Annotated in this window: 22 protein-coding genes; 10 read left to right on the top strand and 12 right to left on the bottom strand. The window is 60.1% G+C overall.

The window, feature by feature from the left end:
• Window positions 1-31 precede the first annotated feature (31 nt).
• From BLO50_RS11875 to BLO50_RS11885, 3 genes are all read right to left on the bottom strand, one after another.
• Window positions 32-1,012, bottom strand: a complete 981-nt coding sequence (locus BLO50_RS11875; protein ID WP_090252878.1) for a sulfonate ABC transporter substrate-binding protein — start codon at window positions 1,010-1,012, stop codon at window positions 32-34.
• A 90-nt stretch (window positions 1,013-1,102) separates the two neighbouring features.
• Complete coding sequence (ssuE, locus tag BLO50_RS11880; protein WP_090252880.1) at window positions 1,103-1,696, bottom strand: NADPH-dependent FMN reductase; 594 nt, start codon at window positions 1,694-1,696, stop codon at window positions 1,103-1,105.
• 9 nt (window positions 1,697-1,705) lie between these two features.
• The gene (locus BLO50_RS11885; RefSeq protein ID WP_090252883.1) at window positions 1,706-2,344 is read right to left on the bottom strand and encodes a peroxiredoxin; all 639 of its coding nucleotides are present in this window, start codon (window positions 2,342-2,344) and stop codon (window positions 1,706-1,708) included.
• A gap of 238 nt (window positions 2,345-2,582) precedes the next feature.
• Here BLO50_RS11885 and BLO50_RS11890 point away from each other — a divergent pair, with 238 nt between their 5' ends.
• Entirely contained in the window at window positions 2,583-3,578 is a 996-nt protein-coding gene (locus BLO50_RS11890; protein WP_090252885.1) for a sulfate ABC transporter substrate-binding protein, read from the top strand.
• Between the two features lie 277 nt (window positions 3,579-3,855).
• On the opposite strand, the gene BLO50_RS11895 is transcribed toward BLO50_RS11890, so the two are convergent.
• From BLO50_RS11895 to BLO50_RS11910, 4 genes are all read right to left on the bottom strand, one after another.
• Entirely contained in the window at window positions 3,856-4,587 is a 732-nt protein-coding gene (locus BLO50_RS11895; protein ID WP_090252888.1) for an ABC transporter ATP-binding protein, read from the bottom strand.
• A gap of 2 nt (window positions 4,588-4,589) precedes the next feature.
• Window positions 4,590-5,414 carry an ABC transporter permease gene (locus tag BLO50_RS11900; RefSeq protein ID WP_090252891.1) on the bottom strand — a complete coding sequence of 275 codons (825 nt, stop codon included), beginning with the start codon at window positions 5,412-5,414 and terminating at the stop codon, window positions 4,590-4,592.
• Between the two features lie 3 nt (window positions 5,415-5,417).
• Entirely contained in the window at window positions 5,418-6,410 is a 993-nt protein-coding gene (locus BLO50_RS11905) for an aliphatic sulfonate ABC transporter substrate-binding protein (protein WP_090252893.1), read from the bottom strand.
• 131 nt (window positions 6,411-6,541) lie between these two features.
• Window positions 6,542-7,873, bottom strand: a complete 1,332-nt coding sequence (locus tag BLO50_RS11910) for an OprD family porin (RefSeq protein WP_090252895.1) — start codon at window positions 7,871-7,873, stop codon at window positions 6,542-6,544.
• Between the two features lie 391 nt (window positions 7,874-8,264).
• On the opposite strand from BLO50_RS11910, the gene BLO50_RS11915 reads away from it, so the two are divergent.
• From BLO50_RS11915 to BLO50_RS11930, 4 genes are all read left to right on the top strand, one after another.
• The gene (locus BLO50_RS11915; RefSeq protein WP_090252897.1) at window positions 8,265-9,233 is read left to right on the top strand and encodes an aliphatic sulfonate ABC transporter substrate-binding protein; all 969 of its coding nucleotides are present in this window, start codon (window positions 8,265-8,267) and stop codon (window positions 9,231-9,233) included.
• Window positions 9,234-9,235: 2 nt separating this feature from the next.
• On the top strand, window positions 9,236-10,471 hold the full coding sequence (locus tag BLO50_RS11920) for an acyl-CoA dehydrogenase family protein (protein WP_090252900.1): 1,236 nt from the start codon (window positions 9,236-9,238) through the stop codon (window positions 10,469-10,471).
• 103 nt (window positions 10,472-10,574) lie between these two features.
• Window positions 10,575-11,501 (top strand): sulfurtransferase, encoded by a 927-nt coding sequence (locus tag BLO50_RS11925; protein WP_090252903.1) that lies wholly within the window; start codon window positions 10,575-10,577, stop codon window positions 11,499-11,501.
• A gap of 105 nt (window positions 11,502-11,606) precedes the next feature.
• Window positions 11,607-12,788, top strand: coding sequence for a YeeE/YedE family protein (locus BLO50_RS11930; protein WP_090252905.1), 1,182 nt, complete (start codon window positions 11,607-11,609; stop codon window positions 12,786-12,788).
• Window positions 12,789-12,800: 12 nt separating this feature from the next.
• Here BLO50_RS11930 and BLO50_RS11935 read toward each other — a convergent pair whose 3' ends face one another.
• Both BLO50_RS11935 and BLO50_RS11940 read right to left on the bottom strand, forming a co-directional pair.
• Window positions 12,801-13,769 (bottom strand): sigma 54-interacting transcriptional regulator, encoded by a 969-nt coding sequence (locus BLO50_RS11935; RefSeq protein ID WP_090252907.1) that lies wholly within the window; start codon window positions 13,767-13,769, stop codon window positions 12,801-12,803.
• 86 nt (window positions 13,770-13,855) lie between these two features.
• Window positions 13,856-14,437 carry an alpha/beta hydrolase gene (locus BLO50_RS11940; RefSeq protein ID WP_090252911.1) on the bottom strand — a complete coding sequence of 194 codons (582 nt, stop codon included), beginning with the start codon at window positions 14,435-14,437 and terminating at the stop codon, window positions 13,856-13,858.
• Between the two features lie 260 nt (window positions 14,438-14,697).
• Between BLO50_RS11940 and oscA the strand changes: the two genes are divergently transcribed.
• The 5 genes from oscA (at window position 14,698) to BLO50_RS11965 (ending at window position 18,900) form a co-directional block, all read left to right on the top strand.
• Window positions 14,698-14,880: a sulfur starvation response protein OscA gene (oscA, locus tag BLO50_RS11945; protein ID WP_090252912.1), complete on the top strand. Its 183-nt coding sequence runs from the start codon at window positions 14,698-14,700 to the stop codon at window positions 14,878-14,880.
• 177 nt (window positions 14,881-15,057) lie between these two features.
• Window positions 15,058-16,056, top strand: a complete 999-nt coding sequence (locus BLO50_RS11950) for a sulfate ABC transporter substrate-binding protein (protein ID WP_090252915.1) — start codon at window positions 15,058-15,060, stop codon at window positions 16,054-16,056.
• A gap of 146 nt (window positions 16,057-16,202) precedes the next feature.
• Complete coding sequence (gene cysT, locus BLO50_RS11955; RefSeq protein ID WP_090252916.1) at window positions 16,203-17,021, top strand: sulfate ABC transporter permease subunit CysT; 819 nt, start codon at window positions 16,203-16,205, stop codon at window positions 17,019-17,021.
• A gap of 10 nt (window positions 17,022-17,031) precedes the next feature.
• On the top strand, window positions 17,032-17,904 hold the full coding sequence (gene cysW / locus BLO50_RS11960) for a sulfate ABC transporter permease subunit CysW (protein WP_090252919.1): 873 nt from the start codon (window positions 17,032-17,034) through the stop codon (window positions 17,902-17,904).
• A 3-nt stretch (window positions 17,905-17,907) separates the two neighbouring features.
• Window positions 17,908-18,900: a sulfate/molybdate ABC transporter ATP-binding protein gene (locus BLO50_RS11965; RefSeq protein WP_090252921.1), complete on the top strand. Its 993-nt coding sequence runs from the start codon at window positions 17,908-17,910 to the stop codon at window positions 18,898-18,900.
• Between the two features lie 61 nt (window positions 18,901-18,961).
• On the opposite strand, the gene BLO50_RS11970 is transcribed toward BLO50_RS11965, so the two are convergent.
• From BLO50_RS11970 to BLO50_RS11980, 3 genes are read right to left on the bottom strand one after another with little or no spacing between them, the layout of a single operon-like run.
• Window positions 18,962-19,306, bottom strand: coding sequence for a YdbL family probable chaperone protein (locus BLO50_RS11970; protein ID WP_090252924.1), 345 nt, complete (start codon window positions 19,304-19,306; stop codon window positions 18,962-18,964).
• Window positions 19,307-19,317: 11 nt separating this feature from the next.
• On the bottom strand, window positions 19,318-19,509 hold the full coding sequence (locus BLO50_RS11975) for a YnbE family lipoprotein (RefSeq protein ID WP_090252927.1): 192 nt from the start codon (window positions 19,507-19,509) through the stop codon (window positions 19,318-19,320).
• 15 nt (window positions 19,510-19,524) lie between these two features.
• The gene (locus BLO50_RS11980) at window positions 19,525-22,113 is read right to left on the bottom strand and encodes an intermembrane phospholipid transport YdbH family protein (RefSeq protein ID WP_090252929.1); all 2,589 of its coding nucleotides are present in this window, start codon (window positions 22,111-22,113) and stop codon (window positions 19,525-19,527) included.
• Window positions 22,114-22,235: the final 122 nt, after the last annotated feature.

Raw genomic sequence — 22,235 nt, forward strand, 5'->3', positions numbered from 1 at the left:
CGGGCTACGGTGATGCAGCTGTCGCGAATGGTTATTGGGCTGTTGCGACCTTGGTCGGGGACGCCTTAGTCGGGGCTTTCCAGATCACGTCCTTGATCACCAGGCGTTTGGGAATCAGTTTCAGGTCGGTAAAGGTGTCCGCGATCTTCTGCTGCGCCTCGACCACTTCCGGGCTGATCAACTGCGCGCCGTAGCTCTGGCGCTCGACGGCGACGCGGGTGATTTCTGCCGACAGACCCAGCAGTGGAGCGACCTGGGCGGTGGCTGCAGCGCTGTTGTTTTTGGTCCATTCGCCAATGCCGCGAATTTCGTCGATCAGCACTTCAACCACTTGCGGGTTTTTCTCGGCATAGGGTTTGGTTGCCAGGTAGAACTGGTGGTTGTTCACCAGGCCTTGGCCATCACGCAGGGTGCGTGCTTGCAACTGGTTTTCGGCGGCGGCCTGGAAGGGGTCCCAGATGACCCAGGCGTCGACGCTGCCACGCTCGAAGGCGGCGCGGGCATCGGCCGGCGGCAGGTACACCGGTTGGATGTCGCTGTATTTCAGGCCGGCATCTTCCAGGGCGCGTACCAGCAGGTAGTGCACGTTGGAGCCTTTATTCAGGGCGATTTTCTTGCCCTTGAGATCAGCGACCGATTTCAGCGGCGAGTCTTTCGGTACCAGAATGGCTTCGCTGGTCGGCGCCGGTGGCTCATAGGCGACATACAGCAGATCCGCGCCTGCGGCCTGGGCAAATATCGGTGGGGTTTCGCCGGTGGTGCCGAAGTCCACCGAGCCGACGTTCAGCCCTTCAAGCAGCTGCGGGCCGCCGGGGAACTCGGTCCATTTAACGTCGATGCCTTTGTCGGCCAGGCGTTTTTCCAGGGTGCCCTTGGCTTTGAGCAGCACCAGGGTGCCGTATTTCTGATAGCCGATACGCAATGTTTCAGCTTGTGCTTGGGTGATGGCGCCGAAAGAAATGGCCGCGGCAAACAGGGCGACCAGACTCCGACGCAAAGTAACAGTGCGCATAGCGCTCTCCTTTGCTGTTGGGGTTATTGGGTTGCGACCTGCTTGCCCGTTGGCGGGCGAGTAAGGTGGGGTAAAGCGTGTTGCGGTGTGTCAGATACTCCAGCGAGCGTTGATCAGCCGATCATTCAGCACACCCGGATCAATCGGTGCCGGACGGCGGGCCAGTGCTTGCTGGAAGTGCTGTAAGGCATCATCAAAACGCTGTTCCAGTGCCGGTGCTAGCTGTGCCGCCGCGCCGTTCTCGCCGTAGGCAATCTGGCTGTCGTCAGCAAAGATGGCGTGCAGCATTTCCTGGGCTTTCAGCGCCGCCAGTACCGGCTTGAGCGCGTAGTCCACGGCGAGCATATGCGCGCTGCTGCCACCGGTAGCAATGGGCAGCACCACCTTGTGGTTCAGGGCGCGTTCGGGCAGTACATCGAGCAGGGTCTTCAGCGCGCCGGAAAACGAGGCCTTGTACACCGGTGTGGCGATAATCACGCCGTCGGCGCGCTCCACCTGCTCGATCAATTGCTGCACGGCCGGGCTGCCGAAATTGGCAAACAGCAGGTCCTCGGCATTGAAATCACGCACCTGGTAGCTGATTACTTCAACACCACGTAGCTGCAGCCAGTGTTTGGCGCGATCAAGCAAAATATTGCTGCGTGACTTCAGGCTCGGGCTGCCGCCCAGGGATACGACAAGCATCTTCAGTCCTTAGCGGTTCGGCTGCGGGGTCAGACGCAGGTAAGGTTTGACGGCGCGGTAGCCTTTGGGGAAACGCTGCTTGATTTCGTCCTCATCCTTCAGCGACGGCACGATCACCACCTCATCACCATCCACCCAGTTGGCTGGGGTGGCGACCTTGTGGTTGTCGGTCAGTTGCAGCGAGTCGATCACCCGCAGGATCTCGTGGAAGTTGCGCCCGGTGCTGGCCGGGTAGGTGATGATCAGGCGCACCTTTTTGTTCGGGTCGATGATGAACAGCGAACGCACGGTCAGGGTGTCGTTGGCGTTCGGGTGGATCAGGTCGTAGAGGTCGGAGACCTTGCGATCAGCATCGGCCAGGATCGGGAAATTGACCTTGATGTTCTGCGTTTCGTTGATGTCGTCGATCCACTTCAGGTGCGAGTCCACCGGGTCAACCGACAGGGCGATGGCCTTAACGCCACGCTCGGCGAACTGCTCTTTCAGCTTGGCGGTAAAGCCCAGCTCCGTGGTGCACACCGGGGTGAAGTCAGCCGGGTGGGAGAACAGTACGCCCCAGCTATTGCCCAGCCATTCGTGGAAGCGAATGCGGCCTTCACTGGAGTCCTGTTCGAAGTCGGGGGCGATATCGCCGAGTCGGATTGTCATGCGTGTTCTCCTTGGTAAAGTCCGTTGCCTGGCGCTCACTATGCTTATGAACAAAAAATAGTAAAAAGAATAAATAACGATTTATTTATAACTTTTAGGTCTTTATGGGCGATGCCGTCACCAAAGCGGCTTCAGCAGCTCTAAAGCAGATAAATGCATAAGCAAGTAACTAACTATTCTTTCTACGAATAAAAAACCGCTTTTATAGTCGCCGCACACCTCATTCAAAGGATGCGTAATGAAACGACTCTTACCTTTCTCGTTGCTGGCCGCCGGCCTGATCTTCGGCTCCAGTGCCCAGGCGACGACCCTGCTCAACGTCTCCTACGACGTAATGCGCGACTTCTACAAGGACTACAACACCGCCTTCCAGAAACACTGGCAGGCTGAGGGTGGTAAGCCGCTGGTGCTGCAGATGTCTCACGGCGGTTCGAGCAAACAGGCACGCGCAGTGATCGACGGCCTGCCCGCCGACGTGATCACCATGAACATGGCCACCGACATTAATGCGTTGGCCGACATTGGCGGCCTGGTCCCGAAAAACTGGGCCGAACGCCTACCGAACAGCAGCGCGCCGTTTACCTCAGCTACAGTATTTATCGTGCGCAAGGGCAACCCAAAGGGCCTGAAGGATTGGCCAGACTTGCTCAAGGATGGCGTGCAGGTGGTGGTACCCAACCCGAAGACCTCGGGTAACGGCCGCTACACCTACCTGTCCGCTTGGGGTTACGTGCTGGAAAAAGGCGGCGACGAGAAAGCCGCCAAGGAGTTTGTCGGCAAGCTGTTCAAGCAGGCACCGGTCCTCGACACCGGCGGCCGCGCCGCCACCACCACCTTTATCCAGAACCAGATCGGTGACGTGCTGGTGACCTTCGAGAACGAAGCCGAGATGATCGCCCGCGAGTTCGGCCGTGGCAGCTTCGAAGTGGTCTACCCGAGTGTCTCCGCCGAGGCTGAGCCACCGGTTGCAGTGGTCGACAAGGTGGTCGACAAAAAAGGTACTCGTAAGGAAGCCGAGGCCTACTTGAAGTACCTGTGGTCCGACGAAGCCCAGCGCATCGCCGCCAACAACTACCTGCGCCCACGTAACCCGGCGATCCTCGCCGAGTTCGCCGACCGCTTCCCGAAAGTCACCTTCCTCAACGTGGTGAAAACCTTCGGCGACTGGCCGGTGATTCAGAGCACCCACTTCAAGGATGGCGGTCTGTTCGACCAGATTTACACCGCGCAATAAGGAGTACCTGAAATAAAAAAGCCCGGCCATGTGCCGGGCTTTTTTGTTGCTCCTGCTTTGCTGGGTGGTCACAACGCTATCGCCACCGATTCAAACCCGAGCTGGCGAGACCAATCTAGTCTCCACGCTCAGTGGGCATTTGGGCGGTTACTCAGTGGTCGATTGTTCGCCTGACACGGGCTATTGCCCAATAAGCGCTTATCCCTAGCTCTCATTTATTTTGCCCATAAAAAAACCGGGCCATGTGCCCGGTAAAGATTCCACCTGAGGAATTCGTTTAGATCGCGTGGGATTGGTACAGCTCAGTCAGGGCCTCGCCACGCAGGTAGGCCAGTTCGGCCGAGCGGCGGTCCCGTGGTCGCGCCAGCGGCACCGCCAGTTCGCGTTGCAGGCGGCTGGGTGTGCCGCCGAGGATCAGTACGCGGTCGCTCAGGTAGAACGCCTCGTCCAGATCGTGAGTAACCAGCAGTACGGCGATTTCATAGCGTTCGGCCAGCTCGCTAAGCAGGTCCTGCAGTTTCATGCGGGTAAAGGCGTCCACTGCGCTGAACGGCTCGTCGAGCAGCAGCACATGGGGCTTGCCATACAGCCCGCGGGCAATCGCCGCGCGTTGCGCCTGGCCGCCGGAAAGCTTCTTGGGCAGGGCATCGGCATGCCCGCTGAGGCCGACATCGCGCAGCAGTTGCTGCACCCATTTTTCATCGGCAATCCAGCCATCGGCGAAGCTGACGTTCTGCGCGACATTCAGCCAGGGCATCAGCCGCGGCTCCTGAAAGACCACTCCGATGCCGGTGCCACGACCGAACTGCAGCAGCGGGTTGAATTCCAGCGCGCCACTGAAGTCCTGATCGAGCCCGGCGGCGATGCGCAGCAGGGTGCTTTTGCCGCAACCACTGGGGCCGAGCAGGCTGACGATCTCGCCAGGCGCCAGGCTCAGGCTGACATCGTCGAGCACGCGCAGACCGTCGTAGGCTTTATGAATATTCTGCAGTTGCAGGAGTGCGCTCATGTTCAGTTCTCCCCACCCTGATAGCTGTCGCGCCAGCTCAGGGCGCGGGTTTCCCAGTATTTGAGTAGGCTGTCGCTAAGCTTGCCGAGCACTGCCAGTAAGAGGATGGCGGCAATCACCAGGTCCGGCCGTGAGGTTTCCCGACCATCACTGAGCAAGTAGCCAAGGCCACGCGTGGCGGCAATCAGCTCGGCCGCCACGAGAAACATCCAGCTCAGGCTCAACGCCCCACGCAGCCCAGTAAACAGGTTGGGCAGGGCGGCCGGCAGAAGAATCCGCCGCACCAGGGCGAAGCGGCTGAGCTGATACAGCTGGCCGACTTCGACCAGCTTGCGGTCGATATTGCGTATCCCGGCCAGCAGTGCCAGGTACACCGGAAAGAATGCGCCCAGGGCAATTAGCACCACCTTGGGTGTTTCATCAATCCCCAGCCAGAGCAACAGCAAGGGAACCCAGGCCAGGCTGGGAATCGCCCGTAAGGCTTGAAAGGTCGGTTCCAGGTAGGCCTCGGCGCGGCGGCTAAGGCCGACCCAGGTGCCGATCACGATGGCTAGGCCAGCGCCGATCAGAAAACCGCCAGCCACCCGCAGTAGGCTGGCATTGATATGCCGCAGCAACTCACCACTGACCGCCAGGTGGAACAGGGTTTGCGCCACTTGAGTCGGCGCAGGCATCTGGTGCGCCGGCAGAATGCCGGAACGCACCAGGGTCTCAAGCCCCAGCAGCAGTGCCAGGGGTACCGCCCAACCACGCAGGTTGGCCAGTGATGGACGCAGGCTGGGTAAGCGTTCGGCCCAACGGCTAAGCCTGAGGTTGAGGGCGCTCATGGTTTACTGGCTCGCCTTGGCGACGGACTGCTTGATCACACTGGCAGCCAGTTGCGGGCTGATCAGTTGATCCACCACCTTGGCCACGTCAGTGCCCGGGCGAACCAGTTGCTCATCCAGCAGAATCGGCGCGGCAGCTTTCAGCGCGGCGATATGCTCGGCGCCGGGCTGCGAGTTGCTGAAGTCGGTACGCGACAGTTGCAGTTTGGCGACTTCCAGCGGCAGTTTGGCTTCGTCGGCGAGCAGCTGTGCCAACGCATCCGGGTTGGCAATCGCCCACTCGCGGGCCTGTTCGTAGGCGCCGATCACCTGCTTGATCAGCTCAGGCTGAGTGGCGGCGAATTTCTCGGTGACGCTGAGCACGCCGTAGCTGTTGAAATCGAGGTTGCGGTACAGCTGGCGCGAACCGGCCTGCAGTTGGCTGGAGGCCATCAGCGGGTCAAGGCCGGCCCAGGCGTCGACATCGCCACGTTCAAGTGCCGTGCGGCCATCGGGGTGCTGCAGGTGGACGATTTCCACGGCGTTCTTGTCCAGCCCGGCTTTCTGCAGGCTTTGCAGCAGGAACAGGAACGGATCGGTGCCTTTGGTGGCGGCGATTTTCTTGCCTTTAAGGTCAGCCAGGCTGTCGATCGACGAATCCTTGGGCACCACCAGGGCGGTCCATTCCGGACGGCTGGCCACGTAGACGGTGTTGATCGGGCTGCCGTTGGCGCGGCTGAGTACGGCGGCCAGGCCGGCAGTGGAGGCAAAGTCGGTGCTACCACCATTGAGGTATTCCAGCGAGCGGTTGCTGCCCTGGCTGAATACCCATTTGACGCTGATGCCTTGCGGCGCAAGAGCTTTTTCCAGCAGCCCTTGTTGCTTGAGCACCAGGCTGGTGGGGGCGTAGTAGGCGTAGTCCAGACGGACTTCTTTTGGTGTTTCGGCATAGGCGCCGGCAGGCAGAATCGCCACAAACAGGGCGGTCAGCCCCCGACGCAGATTGAATAGACTCATGGTCGTTTCCTCTGGTTAGGGTTGTCGCCTGTCGACCCGTGGACGGGCACTTCAGGTCAAAGTTATTGCGGGGTTGAAACCGGCCTGTGGTCAGGCCGGTACACATTGGGGTTTGTTGTTGCAGGGTGGCCTTAGAGCAGCGGCAGGCTGTAGCTGACGATCAGGCGGTTCTCATCCTGATCTGCAGCACTTGTGTTGCCACGGAAGGTGGCGTTACGCCAGGACAGACCCAGGCCTTTCAGTGCGCCTTCCTGCAAGGTGTAATCCACGCGGAAGTCGCGCTCCCATTCCTTGCGGTCGCTGTCGGCGGCGTCAATGTTGCTGCCCGACAGGTAGGTCACGGTGGCTTTCAGGCCGGGAATGCCGGCGCTGGCAAAGTCATAACCGTATTCGGCCAGCCAGGTGCGCTCACCGGCGCTGGCGAACTTGCCGATCTGCCGGTCAGTGATCAGGTACGCGGTGGCACCGTCGCCCTGGCTGACAAACGGGAAGGCGCTGTTGCCGGAAACTTGCTGGTAACCGGCGCTGAGGGCGTGGCCGCTCAGGCTGTAAGTGAACAGGGCGCTCCAGGTGTTGTTATCCACTTCACCGTTTTTGCTGTCGCCTGCACGCCAGAAACCACTGCTTTTGTAGCCTTCGGTGCGGCCAGCCAGGCTGCCGTTCTTGCCGTCTGAGCCGCTGTTGAAATAGCGCAGGTCAGTTTTCAGCGCGCCGACCGGCAAAGCCAGATTGTGGGTCAGGCCGAGGAAGTGCTGTTTGTAGAAGTCTTCCAGGTTGCCGTAGTAGTACTGAGCGGTGAGGTCCTTGGTGATCTTGTAATCGCCACCGGCGTAGATGAATTCATTGGAGTCGGCAGCTTTGCCCTGGAAGCTGGCCGCGCCACCAATGCGCAGGGCGATATCGTCAGTGGAGCTGCGGGTCTTGGTGCTTTCCAACTGGCCGGCAGTGAGGGTCAGGCCGTCGATCTCGGCGGAGGTGACTTGTGCGCCCTCAAAGGTTTGCGGCAGCAGACGGCCATCGTTGAAGTTGATCACCGGCAGCTTGGGCTGCAGGGTGCCGATGCGCAGTTCGGTCTTGGATAAGCGCGCTTTGGCGGTGACACCGGCCTTGCCGTAGTTGTCCACCGCACTGCCGTCGCTTTCCAGGGGGAATAACGCGCCAGGGGCGCGGCTACGTGGCGTGCTGCTATCGCCGCCGGAGTCGAGCTTGATACCCACCAGACCGATGGCGTCCAGGCCAAAACCTACGGTGCCTTCGGTGTAGCCGGACTGGTAGTTAAAGATAAACCCCTGGCCCCATTCACTGGCTTCGTTGTTGCTGTTGGCGGTGTTTTTATCATCGCGGTCGAAATAGAAATTACGCAGGCCGAGGGTGGCTTTGCTGTCTTCGATAAAGCCGGCGGCGGTGGCCTGGTTGGCGAGGGCGGCGAGGGTAACGGCCAGGGCCAGTGTGGACTTGTTCATGCTCGATGCTCCAAATGCAGGTCTGTGCGGAATGTGTTTGGCACTGCAGAAGGGGCTCGAGCGGACGGTGTGCGTTGCACCTGTCTCAGCGAAATAGCAAAGAGCCCCTTGATGTTTCATGGGCCCGATGCGGTGGTCCGCTGTCGGCTTGGGCGCACTGTAGGGATTATTCGTAATCCCTAAAAAGAATTTATTTTCACTTTTTAGTAACTAAAAAGAATAAGCGATGCTTAGTCGCGAACCCCATAAGCTAATGCTTAAAAATTATTTGCGAAGACTTTTTTAGATCATTTAGCTTGTCTCTACCGGATCACCGGACTTCCTGTTCACCCCTGAAGTTTGTCGTGATCCGGCTTATCAGAAGGCCGGCACGTCCTTGACGAGGTCTGCCATGCCTAGCCGCTCCCTATTCAACCGTCGTCCCTTGCTGAGCGTGGGCTTGTCCCTAAGCCTGGCACTGGCCAGCGTGCTGCCCGCCGATGCCGCCACGCAACTGCGCATTGGTTACCAGAAGTCTTCGACCCTGATCAGCTTATTGAAAAGCAATGGGGATCTTGAGAAGGCCCTGGCCAAGCAGGATGTCAGTATCAGCTGGCATGAGTTCCCCAACGGCCAACCGCTATTAGAGGCGCTGAATGTCGGCAATATCGATGTATCTGCCGATGTCGCCGATACCGTGCCGGTATTTGCCCAGGCTGCCGGTGCGCAGCTGACCTATTTTGCTCAGGAGGCGCCGTCGCCGTCGGCTCAGGCGATTATCGTGCGTGATGATTCGCCGCTGCGCAGCGTGGGGCAACTCAAAGGTAAGAAAGTCGCGGTCACCAAGGCGGCTGGCAGCCATTACCTGTTGCTCGCAGCCTTGGCCAAAGCCGGCCTTAAATTCAGCGACATTGAGCCGGCCTACCTAACTCCGGCTGACGGCCGCGCCGCATTTGAAAACCGTAAGGTCGATGCCTGGGTCACCTGGGAACCCTTTCTCAGCGGTGCCCAGCAGCAGTTGCCGACCCGTACCTTGGCCGATGGCAAGCAATTGGCCGATTACCAGCGCTATTACCTGACCAGTACCGCGTTTGCCAAAAACAATCCGCAGGTGCTGGCGGTGGTCTTCGACGAGCTGGTGAAGACCGGTGATTGGCTGCGCGCCAACCCGCGCGCTGCGGCGCAAGTGCTTAGCCCGCTGTGGGGCGGTCTGGACCCAGCCATCGTCGAACAGGCCAATGCTCGGCGTAGCTATCAGGTGCGTTTGGTGCAGCCGCAGAGCCTCAAGGAGCAGCAGAAAATTGCTGACGCCTTTGTCGCCGAAGGCTTGCTGCCCAAAGCGGTGAACGCCCTCGATGTGACTATCTGGAAGGCGCAATAACCATGGCCGCCGAGCTTCGTGCCAATTCCCAAGCCTTCGATAGTACTGCGCCGCTATTCGATCCACGGCTGTTTCCCAGTGACTTCGCGAGCCGCAGCGGAAAGATCGAGCGCCTGGCCCGCAAACTGGCGGCCACCGCGGTGCTGCGTGATCGGCAGGGTGGCAGTGCCCAGGCCGAGCGTCAGTTGCTGCGTGACAGTGGCCTGCTGACCCTGGCCATTCCACAGCAGTTTGGTGGTCAAGGTCTGGTATGGCCGGAGATCTACCAGATCATCCGTTACCTGGCTGCCGTGGACAGCTCACTGGCGCACCTGTTTGCCTTTCAGCATCTGCAGGTGGCGACCATCCTGCTGTTTGGCAGCCCCGATCAGCAGCGCCACTGGTTGAGCCGCACGGTGCATGAACGTTGGTTCTGGGGCAACGCCACCAATGGCCGCGACACTCGGCTGAAACTCAGTCGCCGTGAGGAGCATTACGAGCTCAATGGCAGCAAGTCATTCTGCTCGGGTGCCTTGGGTGCCGATGCCCTGGTGATAAGCGCGCCGCGCAGCCACAACCCGGAAGACCGCGTATTTATCGTGCTGCCCAGCCAGCGAGAAGGGCTGGCGGTGAATGATGACTGGGACGGTTTCGGCCAGCGCCAGACCGACAGCGGTACGGTGCAATTCGACAATGTGTTTGTCGACAGCAGCGAACTGCTCGGTCCCAGCGGCGTAAGCCCGCGCACCACGCTGCGCGCCTGCCTGTCGCAATTGATCCTGACCCAGTTGTACCTGGGCAATGCCCAGGGTGCGCTGGATGGCGCGCTGCGTTACACCCGCGAACACAGCCGCGCCTGGCCGGCTTCCGGGGTGGCCCTGGCCAGTGATGATCCTTTTATCCAACAGCGTTATGGCGAACTGTGGCTGCTGTTTCGCAGCGCCCAGTTGCTGGCCGACAGCGCCGCTCAACGCCTGCAAAGCGCCTGGGAAAAGCCCGCGCTGACCGCCGCCGAGCGAGCTGAGGTGGCCTTGGCCATCAGCGAGGCCAAGGTGGTTTCCGCCCGCGCTGCACTGGAAATCACCTCGCGCATTTTCGAAAGCATGGGCGCCAGTTCCACCAGTTCGAAGTACGGATTTGATCGCTTCTGGAGAAACGTGCGGGTGCACAGCCTGCATGACCCGCTCGATTACAAGGTGCGCGATCTCGGGCACTGGTTACTCAACGGCAAGGCGCCCACGCCTTCGCTGTATGGCTGATACGACAGGGAGGGGCGCGCAGAAAAGACATGCAGCAGATTGATAAACCAGTAAACCAATAGGGCCACCTGGCCGTGTTTCATAACCGTTGAGGCAGTGTGAAATGACTATAAAAAACCTGTTTGGTGCCGGCCTGCTGGCTGCTGCCACGCTGTTGCAAGCCGCCCAGGCGCTCGCCGCCAGTGATGTGCTGGTCAGCACCGAGTGGCTGGAAAAGAACCTTAACAACCCTAAGGTGCGGATCATCGAGGTGAGTGTTGCACCTGGCGTTTACGAGCGTGGGCATATCCCCGGTGCGGTGAACTTTGCCTGGCACCGTGATCTGGTCGATCCGGTGCGCCGTGATATCGCCAGCCAGGAAAACTTCCAGGCGTTGCTGCGTAAATCGGGCATCTCCGCAGATACCACCACGGTGCTCTACGGCGATAACAACAACTGGTTCGCTGCCTGGGGCGCCTGGGTGTTTGATGTGTATGGCGTGGACAACGTCAAATTGCTCGATGGCGGCCGGGTGAAGTGGGAGGCAGAAAAACGCGCCTTGGATAACCGCGCGAAAACGCCGGTAGCCGGCAATGTCACGGTCAAGGCGGCGAATAAAGACCTGCGCGCCTTCCTCCCGGACGTGCTCGCAGCGGCAGAGAAGCGCAGCGATGTGCAACTGGTGGATATCCGTTCCGCTGATGAATACAACGGCAAGGTCTTTGCCCCGCAAGGTGTGCAGGAACTGGCAGTGCGCGCCGGCCACGTGCCAGGTGCAGTCAACGTCCCTTGGGGGCAGGCAGTGGCTGCCGATGGCACCTTCAAATCGGTTGAAGAACTGAAAAAGGTCTACGGCGCAGTGGGTATCGATGGCAGCAAGCCGATCATCACCTACTGCCGTATCGGCGAGCGATCCAGCCACACCTGGTTCGCCCTGAAGAAAATCCTCGGTTACGACGTACGTAACTACGACGGCTCCTGGACCGAATACGGCAATGCCGTGGGCGTACCGGTAGTCAACGTGGCCGGCACCGTATGGGGCGGCAAATAAGCCTTTACTACCGTGAAAAAATCATGGAATGGGCCAGCCCCATGCCCCTGTTTAGGGTGAGCGTTCAGGCAGGGCGCTCACTCTTCTTTTATCTGAGGAGCCACTATGGCAACGACTGCGTTGCAGGCGCCGGGACGCTGGGCCAGTGCATTGGCGGCGGTATTGAGCCTGGGCCTGGTGTTTGCTGCCTGGCAGTTGGGCGGCGCGGACAGTGACAGCCAGGCGTTGAGCCTGTCCTTGCTTGGCGGCGCGTTATTTGGCCTGTTGTTGCAGCGCTCACGCTTCTGCTTCTTCTGCGTAACCCGCGACTTTATTGAGCAGCGCAAACCGGATGGGTTGCTCGGCATCATCGCCGCATTGGCGGTGGGTACCTTGGGTTATCACCTGGTATTTGGCGCCTTTGTGCCGGACCCGAGCAGCGGGCGATTGCCGCCGGATGCGCATGTCGGGCCGCTGAGTTGGGTGCTGGGGTTGAGCGCCACGGTGTTTGGCATTGGTATGGCATTGTCCGGTTCGTGCATCAGTGCCCATCTCTACCGCCTTGGCGAGGGTGCGTTTGCATCGCTGTTTGCGCTGTTCGGCGCGCTGATAGGTTTCTTTCTGGGTTTTCTCTGCTGGAACCCGCTGTATTTGCTGAGCATCCAGCAGGCTCCGGTGGTCTGGTTGCCGGCCTGGCAGGGTTATGGCGTGTCGTTTCTGCTGCAGATCGCTTTGCTCGGTGGGCTGGCCTGCTGGCTGCTGTTGCATGTGCAAGCGAGCACTGAGCCACGCGTGGTTGCGCGCAACCTGCGGCAGCTGCTGTTTGGCCAACGCTGGCCGACCTGGGTGGGCGGTTTGCTGATCGGCTTTCTCGCCACCCTGAGTTATCTGCGTGTTGGCCCACTGGGCGTGACGGCGGAATTAGGCAGTGTGGCGCGCACCGCGGCAGACGGGCTGGGCTGGCTACCGGAGCGGCTGGAAGGCCTGGACAGTTTTTCCGGCTGCGCCACGGCAGTCAAAGAGGCGCTGTTGTCGAACAACGGTCTGTTTATTCTCGGCCTGGTTGTGGCGTCTTGGGCTAGCGCTTTGCTGGCGGGGGACTTCCAGCCCAAGCGTCCGCGCGTCAGTGAACTGCTGCGTAATCTGCTCGGCGGCGTATTGCTCGGCTGGGGCAGCATGCTGGCGCTGGGTTGCACCGTGGGCACGCTGCTCTCGGGGATCATGGCCGGCGCGTTGTCCGGCTGGGTATTTGCGGTGTTTTGTTTAGTGGGTGTTTTGCTCGGGCTGCGTATACGCCGTTACTGGTAATCGGTGTTCAGGCTAGCCAGGGGTGTCTGCGACGTTGATTAAAGTGTGCAGGCGCTCTTGGCTACCATTGAGCAGTTGTTGCAACGCGCGCAGTTGCTCAGGCTGAGCATCATTGAGTATCGCCTCAATCGCGGTTTGCACGGCTGTAAGGGCGACAACGCTGCCTACCAGGTTGAGGTGCTGGCTGAGAATCTCATCACCGCTGCTGACCAGCAGGGCGAAGTGGATGACGTTTTCCAACTCGCGGGTATTGCCTGGCCAGCTGTGGGCCTCTAGCCGCAGCTGTGCGGCATCGCTGATGGCAGGCAGCGGCAGACTCAGGCGCTGGGCGTAGATGCCGAGGAAGTATTCCGCCATGGGCAGAATATCGCCGGTGCGTTCACGCAACGGCGGCAGGTCAAGGCGGCCGTCGCTGAGATAACCGTATAGCCGCTCATTGAATTTGCCAGCTGCCACGGCCTGAGCCAGGTCGATGCTGGTTGCAGCCAGCAGCCGGACATCCGCCGGGCTCGGCTGGCTGGCGCCGACTCGCAGCACTTCACCGGTTTCCAGGGCGCTAAGCAGTTCAGCTTGCAGCGGCAGCGGCAGGTCGCCGATTTCGTCCAGATACAGCGTGCCGTTGTTGGCCGAACCAAACCAGCCGGCCCGGCTGCTAGCGCTGCCTTGATAGGCGCCGGCGGCATAGCCGAACAGTTCTGCCTGGGCATGCTTGCTGCTGAGGCCGCTGCAGCTGAGCGCGACAAACAACCCCGGCCGTTCGCTGGCGCGGTGGATATGCCGCGCCAACAACTCTTTACCGGTGCCGGTTTCGCCTTCAATCAGCAGCGGTAAAGATTGTGTGGCAAGCAGCTCGACCTGGTCGCGTAGCTGCCGGGAGCGGGGATCGATAAACACCAGCGCTTTGGCGCGGATGCTTAGCGGGCTTTTCTCTGCATCGGGAAAGGTCAGCAGCGGTTGGCCACCGAAAGTGTTCTGGCTCATCAACGAGTCTCCAGCCCGACTCGGATTGCGAGCAGGCAGGTTGCTTGATCTTTACAGGGGCTGCGGCCGTTCGGGCGATTGGCTTTTCAGGCGCGGCGGCGGTCGGCTTGTTCGATACTGCTCTGCAGGCGATACAGGTAGGCAAAACCCTGCTCCCAGCGTTGATGCCCCGACTTCACATTGATATGCCCAGCGCCGCTGAGAATCGCCACATCGCTGCCCCAATCACGGGCCATTTCGATAGCCCGTGCGGCACTGGCGGCGGTGTCGTTATCCGAGCCCACCAGCTGGCTGGGGAAGGGCAGTGAGTGCTGGGGAATCGGGGAAAAATTCTGCAGCGCTGGCGGGCAGTTGGCCCGTTCCACATCGGCTGGGGCGACCAGGAGCGCGGCCCTTACCCGGCGCAGCGATTCCACCGGGGCGTGAGCTGCCCAATGCGCCACGGTGATGCAGCCCAAGCTATGGGCTATCAGGATGGTCGGGCGCGGATCGCTGGCGATGCTGCGCTGCAGTTCTGCGACCCAGTCTTCACGCTTGGGGTTTAGCCAGTCGGCTTGTTCCACCCGGGCGCTGTTCGGCAGGCTGCGCTGCCAGTGGCTCTGCCAATGCTCGTCGGCCGATCCTTGCCAGCCCGGCACTATCAGGTAACGGATAGTTTGGTTGCGCATCGTGCGCCCTCCTGTAGATGTGAATGGCTGCAGTGTAGGGAGGACTGATGAATATCAAAAAGAATAAGAACTTATTTGCTTATGCCTTAAATCCAATTTCTCTGTGGGAGAAGGTCATGGATTGGTATATGCAAAAAAAGTATATAAATGTTCTTAAATAATATTTTTAAGAATATTGGTGTCTCTCTACTATCCGCTCCACGCCCACTGACTACGGCCAGTTTTCGCCGCTTACAGGGGCTATTTCAAGGAGCATTACCATGACTGCAACCCTACGAAACCTTGAAGGTCAGGATGAGGCCAGCATCCTGCGCGAGATCCAGGCTGCACTGAACGGCCTGAAGTTTGGCTCGGTGGAAATCACCGTGCACAACGGCCAGGTCGTGCAGATCGAGCGTAAGGAAAAATTCCGCTTGCAGGCTCCGGCCGGCAAGAACGCCTGACCCGTTAAATCAACACCGAGCCTCAAAACCCGACTGGACCACCGGAGGGTGTGAGCATGAACCGAGCAGAAACCATGAGCACACACCGGTATTGCAGCTGTCACCCGCGAATGCGTTGTTGACCGCCAACCCCTAAATACAAACCAACAAACACTCGAAAATTTTAGGAGCTGCACCATGTCCATTCGCCGTTTTGCCCTCGCTGCCCTGGCCAGCGCCATTTTTGCAGGCCCGGTGGCCGCTGCAGAAACCCTGCTCAACGTGTCTTACGACCCGACCCGCGAGCTGTACAGTGAATTCAACGCCGCGTTCAACAAGCACTGGCAAGCCCAGGGCAATGAAGCCATCACCATCCAGCAGTCCCACGGTGGCTCGGGCAAGCAGGCCCGTGCGGTAATCGATGGCCTGCGTGCTGACGTGGTAACCCTGGCCCTGGCCGGTGATATCGATGAGCTGTACAAGCTCGGCAAGCTGATCCCGGAGAACTGGCAGGAGCGTCTGCCGCAATCGAGCACGCCGTACACCTCGACCATCGTGTTCCTGGTGCGCAAGGGTAACCCGGAAGGCATCAAGGACTGGGATGACCTGGTCAAACCGGGCGTGGAAGTGATCACCCCGAACCCGAAAACCTCCGGCGGTGCGCGCTGGAACTTCCTCGCCGCCTGGGCCTACGCCCAGCAGAAGTACGGCAGCGAAGAGAAAGCCCAAGAGTTTGTCGAGAAGCTCTACAAGAACGTGCCAGTACTCGACACCGGTGCCCGTGGTTCGACCATCACCTTCGTCAACAATCAGATCGGTGACGTGCTGCTGGCCTGGGAAAACGAAGCCTTCCTGGCATTGAAAGAAGAGGGCGGCGACAACTTCGAAATCGTCGCACCGTCACTGTCTATTCTGGCCGAGCCGCCGGTGGCTGTAGTCGATGAAAACGTCGACAAGAAGGGCACGCGCAAAGTGGCTGAGGCCTACCTCAACTACCTGTACAGCGATGAAGGTCAGCGTCTGGCCGCCAAGCACTTCTACCGTCCGCGTAACCAGGCCATTGCCGGTGAGTTCGCCAAGCAGTTCCCGGAACTGAAGCTGGTGACCATCGACAAGGACTTCAACGGTTGGAAAACCGCACAGCCGAAGTTCTTCAATGATGGTGGGGTATTCGATCAGATCTATCAGGCGCAGTAAGTCAGATAGACCCGGGGTGGGTTAGCCACGCGCTGTCCACCCTTTGTTGTGTAAGCGTCGGTCTTGTTGCAGGCCAGCCGGAAAGGGCGACACCGGCGGCAGGGCTGATTTGAGCGTTCCAACGCAGAAGCAGATAAGGACTGAGAATGTCTCGTCGTACTTCCCCCGTCATACCCGGCTTCGGGCTGACGCTGGGCTACACCCTGGTGTACCTCAGCCTGTTGGTGCTGATTCCTCTGGGTGCCATGTTCGTTCACGCCGCTCAGCTTACCTGGGCTGAGTTCTGGGCGATTATTTCCGCACCGCGGGTACTGGCCGCGCTCAAGCTGAGCTTTGCCACTGCCTTCGCGGCCGCCGTGATCAACGGCATTATCGGTACATTACTGGCCTGGACGCTGGTGCGTTACACCTTCCCAGGCCGCAAGGTGATAGAGGCGATGATCGACCTGCCTTTTGCCTTGCCCACCGCCGTTGCCGGTATCGCCCTGACCGCCTTGTATGCCCCCAGCGGCCTGGTCGGCCAGTTCGCCACCGACCTGGGTTTCAAAATTGCCTACACGCCCATCGGCATCACCCTGGCGCTGACCTTTGTCACCCTGCCGTTTGTGGTGCGCACCATCCAGCCGGTGCTGGCTGATATTCCCCGCGAGGTCGAAGAGGCCGCGGCCTGCCTCGGTGCCAAACCACTGCAGGTGTTTCGCCATGTGCTGCTGCCGGCGTTGCTACCGGCCTGGCTGACTGGCTTCTCCCTGGCCTTTGCCCGTGGTGTCGGTGAGTACGGTTCGGTGATTTTTATCGCCGGCAATATGCCGATGAAAACCGAGATTCTGCCGCTGCTGATCATGGTCAAGCTCGACCAGTACGACTACACCGGTGCCACGGCTATTGGCGTGTTGATGCTGGTGGTCTCCTTCATTCTGCTGCTGCTGATTAACCTGCTGCAGCGCCAGATCGCCAAGTCCTGAGGAGGTCGCCATGTCTTCTGTAACCCTAAGCGCGTCAGCCTCGGCCAACGCCGCACGGCGCGGCAATGTGCTCGGTCGCAGGCTGCTGATCATCAGCGCCTGGCTGGTGTTTGTGCTGTTCCTCGTGTTGCCGCTGTTTATCGTACTGAGTGAGGCGTTAAAGCACGGCTTTGGCACCTTCTTCGGCGCGATCTTCGAGCCCGACGCGATCAGTGCGCTGAAGCTGACTCTGCTCGCCGTGGGTATTTCAGTACCGCTCAACCTGGTGTTCGGCGTGGCCGCAGCCTGGTGCGTGAGCAAGTACGAGTTCCGCGGCAAGAGTATTCTGGTCACCCTGATTGACCTGCCGTTCTCGGTGTCGCCAGTGATCGCCGGTCTGATCTACGTGCTGCTGTTCGGCGCCCAGGGCTTCTTCGGCCCGTGGCTGCGCGAGCACGATATCCAGATCATCTTCGCCTTGCCGGGCATCGTCCTGGCCACGGTGTTTGTCACCGTGCCCTTTGTTGCCCGCGAGCTGATCCCGCTGATGCAGGAGCAGGGCACCCAGGAAGAGGAGGCCGCGCGCCTGCTCGGCGCCAACGGTTGGCAGATGTTCTGGCACGTGACCCTGCCGAATATCAAATGGGGCCTGATCTACGGCGTGGTGCTCTGTACTGCGCGGGCCATGGGCGAGTTCGGCGCGGTGTCAGTGGTCTCCGGGCATATCCGGGGTTACACCAACACGCTGCCGCTGCATGTCGAGATTCTCTACAACGAATACAACCACGTCGCCGCCTTCAGCGTCGCCAGCCTGCTGCTGTTGCTGGCGGTGTTTATCCTGCTGCTCAAGCAGTGGAGCGAGTCGCGTATCAACCGCCTGAAAGCCAGTGCTGGCGAGGAATAAGTCATGTCGATTGCAATCTCTAACGTCAGCAAGAATTTCAATGCGTTCAAAGCGCTGAACGACATCAACCTGAATATCCAGAGTGGCGAACTGGTGGCCTTGCTCGGCCCGTCCGGCTGCGGCAAGACCACCTTGCTGCGCATCATCGCCGGCCTGGAAACCCCGGACAGCGGCAGCATCGAGTTCCACGGCGAAGATGTCTCCAACCACGATGTGCGCGACCGTAACGTCGGTTTCGTGTTTCAGCACTACGCGCTGTTCCGCCATATGACGGTGTTCGATAACGTCGCCTTTGGTCTGCGCATGAAGCCCAAGGGCGAGCGGCCGAACGAGAATGTGATCAAGAAAAAGGTCCACGATCTGCTCGATCTGGTGCAGCTTGACTGGCTGGCGGATCGCTACCCGGAGCAGCTTTCCGGTGGTCAGCGTCAGCGTATCGCCCTGGCCCGCGCCCTGGCTGTGGAGCCGAAAGTGCTGTTGCTCGATGAGCCCTTCGGCGCGCTGGATGCCAAGGTGCGTAAAGAGCTGCGCCGCTGGTTGGCGCGTCTGCACGAAGAAGTGCACTTGACCTCGGTATTCGTCACCCACGACCAGGAAGAAGCCATGGAAGTGGCCGACCGCATCGTGGTCATGAACAAGGGTGTGGTTGAGCAGATCGGCTCGCCGGGTGAGGTGTACGAGAAGCCGGCCAGTGATTTCGTCTACCACTTTCTCGGCGATGCCAACCGCTTGTACGTCGGCAACGACACCCACGTGCTGTTCCGCCCGCACGAGATTCACCTCTCACGTCAGGCCGAAGCAGGTCACCAGGCCGGCGAGGTGCGCGACATCCGCCCGCTCGGCGCGATCACCCGCGTGACCCTCAAGGTCGCCGGGCAGAGCGAGCCGATCGAAGCCGAAGTGGCCAAGGATCACCTCAGCCTGGCTAACCTCACTCGCGGTGAAACGCTGTACTTCAAACCCAAGGCGGGGCAGCCGGTAATTCAGCAGCGCTAAGTTCAGGCGTGTAAAACAAACAAGGAGCGCAATGCGCTCCTTGTTTGCTTTAGGCGGCAAGCTATTTGCGCTGCCACTTACCTTCAAGCTGGATGTATTGTCCCGCCGGGGTCTTGTCGATGGCCTTCTGCCCGGCAATCGCTTCCACATCGCTGAGCTGGATGCCGTTCTGCGCCGCCAGCTTCTGGTATTCGGTGCGGCGCGCCTGGTTGATCAACTGGGCGATTTCGGCGGCCTGGCCACCGTTACTCACCACGCCGAGATAGCCGTTAGGCATTTCGCCCAACTGGCCGCTGGCTTTGGCGTCACCCAGGGCGGACATGGCTTCGTTAAGGTTCAGGGCTACGGCCGGCAGGCTCAGACTGAGCAGCAGCAACAGGCTGGCAAGGCGTTTATAGAGGTTCATGCTCGGGCTCCTTAGAACAATCCGCTGGATTCGCTGAACATGCTGTCCAGGGCTTTATCCACCTTGATATAGATTTCGTGCTCGATCTTCACATTGAGGTTGATGTTGATCGGCTCATTGGGCATCGCCAGCTGTACGGTCGGGGTGCAGGCCGTGCTGAGCAGCCCTAGTAGCAGGACGGCGAAACAACTACGCAAGCGCATGGCGCTTCTCCTTGGTCATGGCTCTGTCGGGGCCGTTTTGGCATTGCGTTCCAGCATACGCTGTTGCACACGCTGCTTGATGATATCGCTGACTTTGTCGGTCAGTTGCAGGCTGGCCAGAAGGGTCGGAATGTCTTCTTCCAGGTTGATATTGAAGTGGATCGGCCGGCCCTGTTCGATGGCCGGGTTCTGTCCCTCTAGGCGCATGGCCAGCGCCAACTTGCCTTGCTGATCGTAGTTGACCTGGCTGCTCAGAGTCGTAAAGCGAAAATCCTCCAGTGATTGAGTCACCAGCTGCATCGCCGGGTTGCTGCGGCCGAGGGCGCGAATGCGTTCGGAGTGGAACTGCAGTTTGCCGCCCGGTGCGCGTGCGCTGAGTTGGCCTTGTTCGATGGTCACGCCCTGGCTGCTGATCTGCAGCGGCAGACGACCATCGAGAGTGCCGGTACCTGCCAGGCCCTCTGTGGGATAGAGGATAAACAGCTGCTCAAGTTCCAGGCCCTGCACCTGTACGGAAAATAGCAGCGGCTCGGCGGCCAGGCTCCATTGTCCGGGTGCCAGTTGCAGCTTGCCGCCCATCAGCGCAGCTTCGGCCCGACGCAGCTGGAGTTGGCCTTGGGTCGGTGTTTGCAGCGCGGCGCTGTAGTTGCCGCTGAGCTGCAGCGGGCCCAGCGGTATGCCGGGGTTGGCCTGAGCCAGGCGCAGCTCGTTCAACTCAAGTTGCAGCTGTTTGGGGTCGACTCGCACACTAATACGGCTGTCCAGGCCCTCCAGCGCGGCGCGGTCATAAATCCCGCCCAGGCCCTTGCCGGTAAGTTCGAGTTTGACCGTGGGTAGCTGTTGATCGCTGGCCAGAGTCAGGTTGGCGTTGGCATTCAGGCGACCGTTGTTCAGCTCCAGCAGGGCAGGCCATGCCGTGAAGCTGCCTTTTAAAGGGTTGCCGCTGCGCAGAAACAGTTCCGCCAGTTGCGCTTGCAGGCTCAAGCCCTTGGCGCTGCTGTGTTGCGCCTGCAGCTTGAGTTGCAGCCCGGCATCGTTGCGCAGTGTGCCGTCCAGCTCCGTTTGCACTTGGCTGGCATTCACGGGGCCTTGCCAGTACCAGCGCTGCGGCTGCAATTGCCCATGCTGCAGCTGCGCACTGAGGTCGAGCGGGCCTTTTAGCTGCCAGTCGAGCAGTGCGCCTGCCCCCAGTTGTGCCTGCAGGTTTAGCCCGCTGCTGCTGGCCTTGAGCTGCTGCGCCTGCACATCCGCACTACGCAGATGCTGCAGGCTGAGCTGTGAGCCTTTGCCGAGAGCGAGATCCAGCTGCTGTGCATCCAGAAAAGCGTCAAGTTGCAACTGCGTCTGCAGCGCGCCGATCTTCCAGCCCTCCATCTGAAATGCCGGGGTGGATGCGCTAAGGCTGCCGTCCAGCAGTTGCAAGCCCCAGGGCAAGCCGTTGGCCAGGGCCAACGTGCCCTGCAGTGCAAATTGGCTGCGCCCCTGGCCCTTTAACAGCAGTTGCAGGGGCAGGGCGCGATCAACCAGTTGTGGCGCAAGCTTGTCGGGCGTTTGCGTGGCCTGGATTGTTAGCTGCAGCGCTTCGGGATGCAGTTTCGCGGATACGCCACTGATAAGGTCATTGGCAATCTGCTTGAGGTTGAGGTCGGCGTTCAGGCTATTAGCCAACCACTGCCCATCCAGCGCCTGGGCGGACAAATCGAAGCTGCCCTGCAACTGACCGATAGCGGGAATGGGCCAGGGCTCTGGCAGGTTGGCGCTGGCCTGCAACTGGCCGCTGGCCTGCTGCAGTTGCGCCACGTTAAGTGGGCCAGGCGCAAGCTGCAGTTGCCAGCTTGCCTTCAGCTGCGCTGCCGTCGGAGCCTCAGGCAGCGTACCTGCGGCGTTGGGTAGCCATTGGCTAAGCCAGCTTTGCAGCACCGCGCTTTGCTGCAGATCGCCGGTGAAATCACCTTGCCAGAGTTGCCCGGCGGCGCTCTTTTGCAGGCTGCTGCTGAGCTGCAGTTGCGCTTGTTGATTGATCGTCAGGCTTAGCTGCAACGCTGCAGTTGTGGCGTCGCCTTGTAGTTGCGCGTGCCAGCGCAGTTGGTCCTGCTGATGTTGCAGGTTGAGCTGTGCATCAAGCTGTGCGGCGTCTTTGCGTAGCAGCAGATCGCCGAGCAGCTGGCAGCGCGTGTCGGCGCAGGGCAGCTCGATTTGCAGCGCATCAATCTGCACGCGTTGCGGCAATAGGCTGATAACAGCGGTGAGTTGCTCAATCGGCACCTCAAAATCCGTGCTGTCTTCAGATGCAGGCTCGGCTTGAGAGGGCAGGTTCAGTTGCAGGGCGGCGATCTGTACCTGCTGCCAGAAGGGCAGCGCCAGGCTGAATCCGCTCCAGTGCAATTGCACCTGTTGCAGCTGCACTGCGCCGCTAGGGTGCTGCAGGCTGAGCTGTTCAAGCTGTATGCCCTGGGTGGATAGGCCCAGACCGCGCCATTCGAGATTATCGATCTGCTCGCGTTCGAGCAGACGATTCAGGCTCAGGTAGCCGTAAGCGCCAAGCAGTACGAGCAGTAAAACCAGGCAACTGATAAGTCGCAGCCAGGTGCGCCGGCTGGGCATAAGCACTGATCCATAGTGGGGGAGTTGCGTGGCAGGACGTTAACCCATGTCTGGCAGGCTGCCAATCACAGGTTATTCTCTTCTGTGTAATTACAGCATTTAGTGGTATTTTTGCTGTAAAC

It is taken from the genome of Pseudomonas peli, assembly GCF_900099645.1.
Classification (GTDB): Bacteria; Pseudomonadota; Gammaproteobacteria; order Pseudomonadales; family Pseudomonadaceae; genus Aquipseudomonas; species Aquipseudomonas peli.

Bases quoted from the DNA above. Each gene is read 5' to 3' on its own strand.
- BLO50_RS11895 (WP_090252888.1), bottom strand. From the start codon at position 4,587: ATGAGCGCACTCCTGCAACTGCAGAATATTCATAAAGCCTACGACGGT.
- BLO50_RS11980 (WP_090252929.1), bottom strand. From the start codon at position 22,113: ATGCCCAGCCGGCGCACCTGGCTGCGACTTATCAGTTGCCTGGTTTTA.
- BLO50_RS11930 (WP_090252905.1), top strand. From the start codon at position 11,607: ATGGCAACGACTGCGTTGCAGGCGCCGGGACGCTGGGCCAGTGCATTG.
- oscA (WP_090252912.1), top strand. From the start codon at position 14,698: ATGACTGCAACCCTACGAAACCTTGAAGGTCAGGATGAGGCCAGCATC.
- BLO50_RS11975 (WP_090252927.1), bottom strand. From the start codon at position 19,509: ATGCGCTTGCGTAGTTGTTTCGCCGTCCTGCTACTAGGGCTGCTCAGC.
- ssuE (WP_090252880.1), bottom strand. From the start codon at position 1,696: ATGCTTGTCGTATCCCTGGGCGGCAGCCCGAGCCTGAAGTCACGCAGC.
- BLO50_RS11915 (WP_090252897.1), top strand. From the start codon at position 8,265: ATGCCTAGCCGCTCCCTATTCAACCGTCGTCCCTTGCTGAGCGTGGGC.
- BLO50_RS11925 (WP_090252903.1), top strand. From the start codon at position 10,575: ATGACTATAAAAAACCTGTTTGGTGCCGGCCTGCTGGCTGCTGCCACG.
- BLO50_RS11935 (WP_090252907.1), bottom strand. From the start codon at position 13,769: ATGAGCCAGAACACTTTCGGTGGCCAACCGCTGCTGACCTTTCCCGAT.
- BLO50_RS11900 (WP_090252891.1), bottom strand. From the start codon at position 5,414: ATGAGCGCCCTCAACCTCAGGCTTAGCCGTTGGGCCGAACGCTTACCC.
- BLO50_RS11890 (WP_090252885.1), top strand. From the start codon at position 2,583: ATGAAACGACTCTTACCTTTCTCGTTGCTGGCCGCCGGCCTGATCTTC.
- BLO50_RS11965 (WP_090252921.1), top strand. From the start codon at position 17,908: ATGTCGATTGCAATCTCTAACGTCAGCAAGAATTTCAATGCGTTCAAA.
- BLO50_RS11970 (WP_090252924.1), bottom strand. From the start codon at position 19,306: ATGAACCTCTATAAACGCCTTGCCAGCCTGTTGCTGCTGCTCAGTCTG.
- BLO50_RS11910 (WP_090252895.1), bottom strand. From the start codon at position 7,873: ATGAACAAGTCCACACTGGCCCTGGCCGTTACCCTCGCCGCCCTCGCC.
- BLO50_RS11950 (WP_090252915.1), top strand. From the start codon at position 15,058: ATGTCCATTCGCCGTTTTGCCCTCGCTGCCCTGGCCAGCGCCATTTTT.
- BLO50_RS11875 (WP_090252878.1), bottom strand. From the start codon at position 1,012: ATGCGCACTGTTACTTTGCGTCGGAGTCTGGTCGCCCTGTTTGCCGCG.
- BLO50_RS11905 (WP_090252893.1), bottom strand. From the start codon at position 6,410: ATGAGTCTATTCAATCTGCGTCGGGGGCTGACCGCCCTGTTTGTGGCG.
- BLO50_RS11885 (WP_090252883.1), bottom strand. From the start codon at position 2,344: ATGACAATCCGACTCGGCGATATCGCCCCCGACTTCGAACAGGACTCC.
- BLO50_RS11920 (WP_090252900.1), top strand. From the start codon at position 9,236: ATGGCCGCCGAGCTTCGTGCCAATTCCCAAGCCTTCGATAGTACTGCG.
- cysT (WP_090252916.1), top strand. From the start codon at position 16,203: ATGTCTCGTCGTACTTCCCCCGTCATACCCGGCTTCGGGCTGACGCTG.
- cysW (WP_090252919.1), top strand. From the start codon at position 17,032: ATGTCTTCTGTAACCCTAAGCGCGTCAGCCTCGGCCAACGCCGCACGG.
- BLO50_RS11940 (WP_090252911.1), bottom strand. From the start codon at position 14,437: ATGCGCAACCAAACTATCCGTTACCTGATAGTGCCGGGCTGGCAAGGA.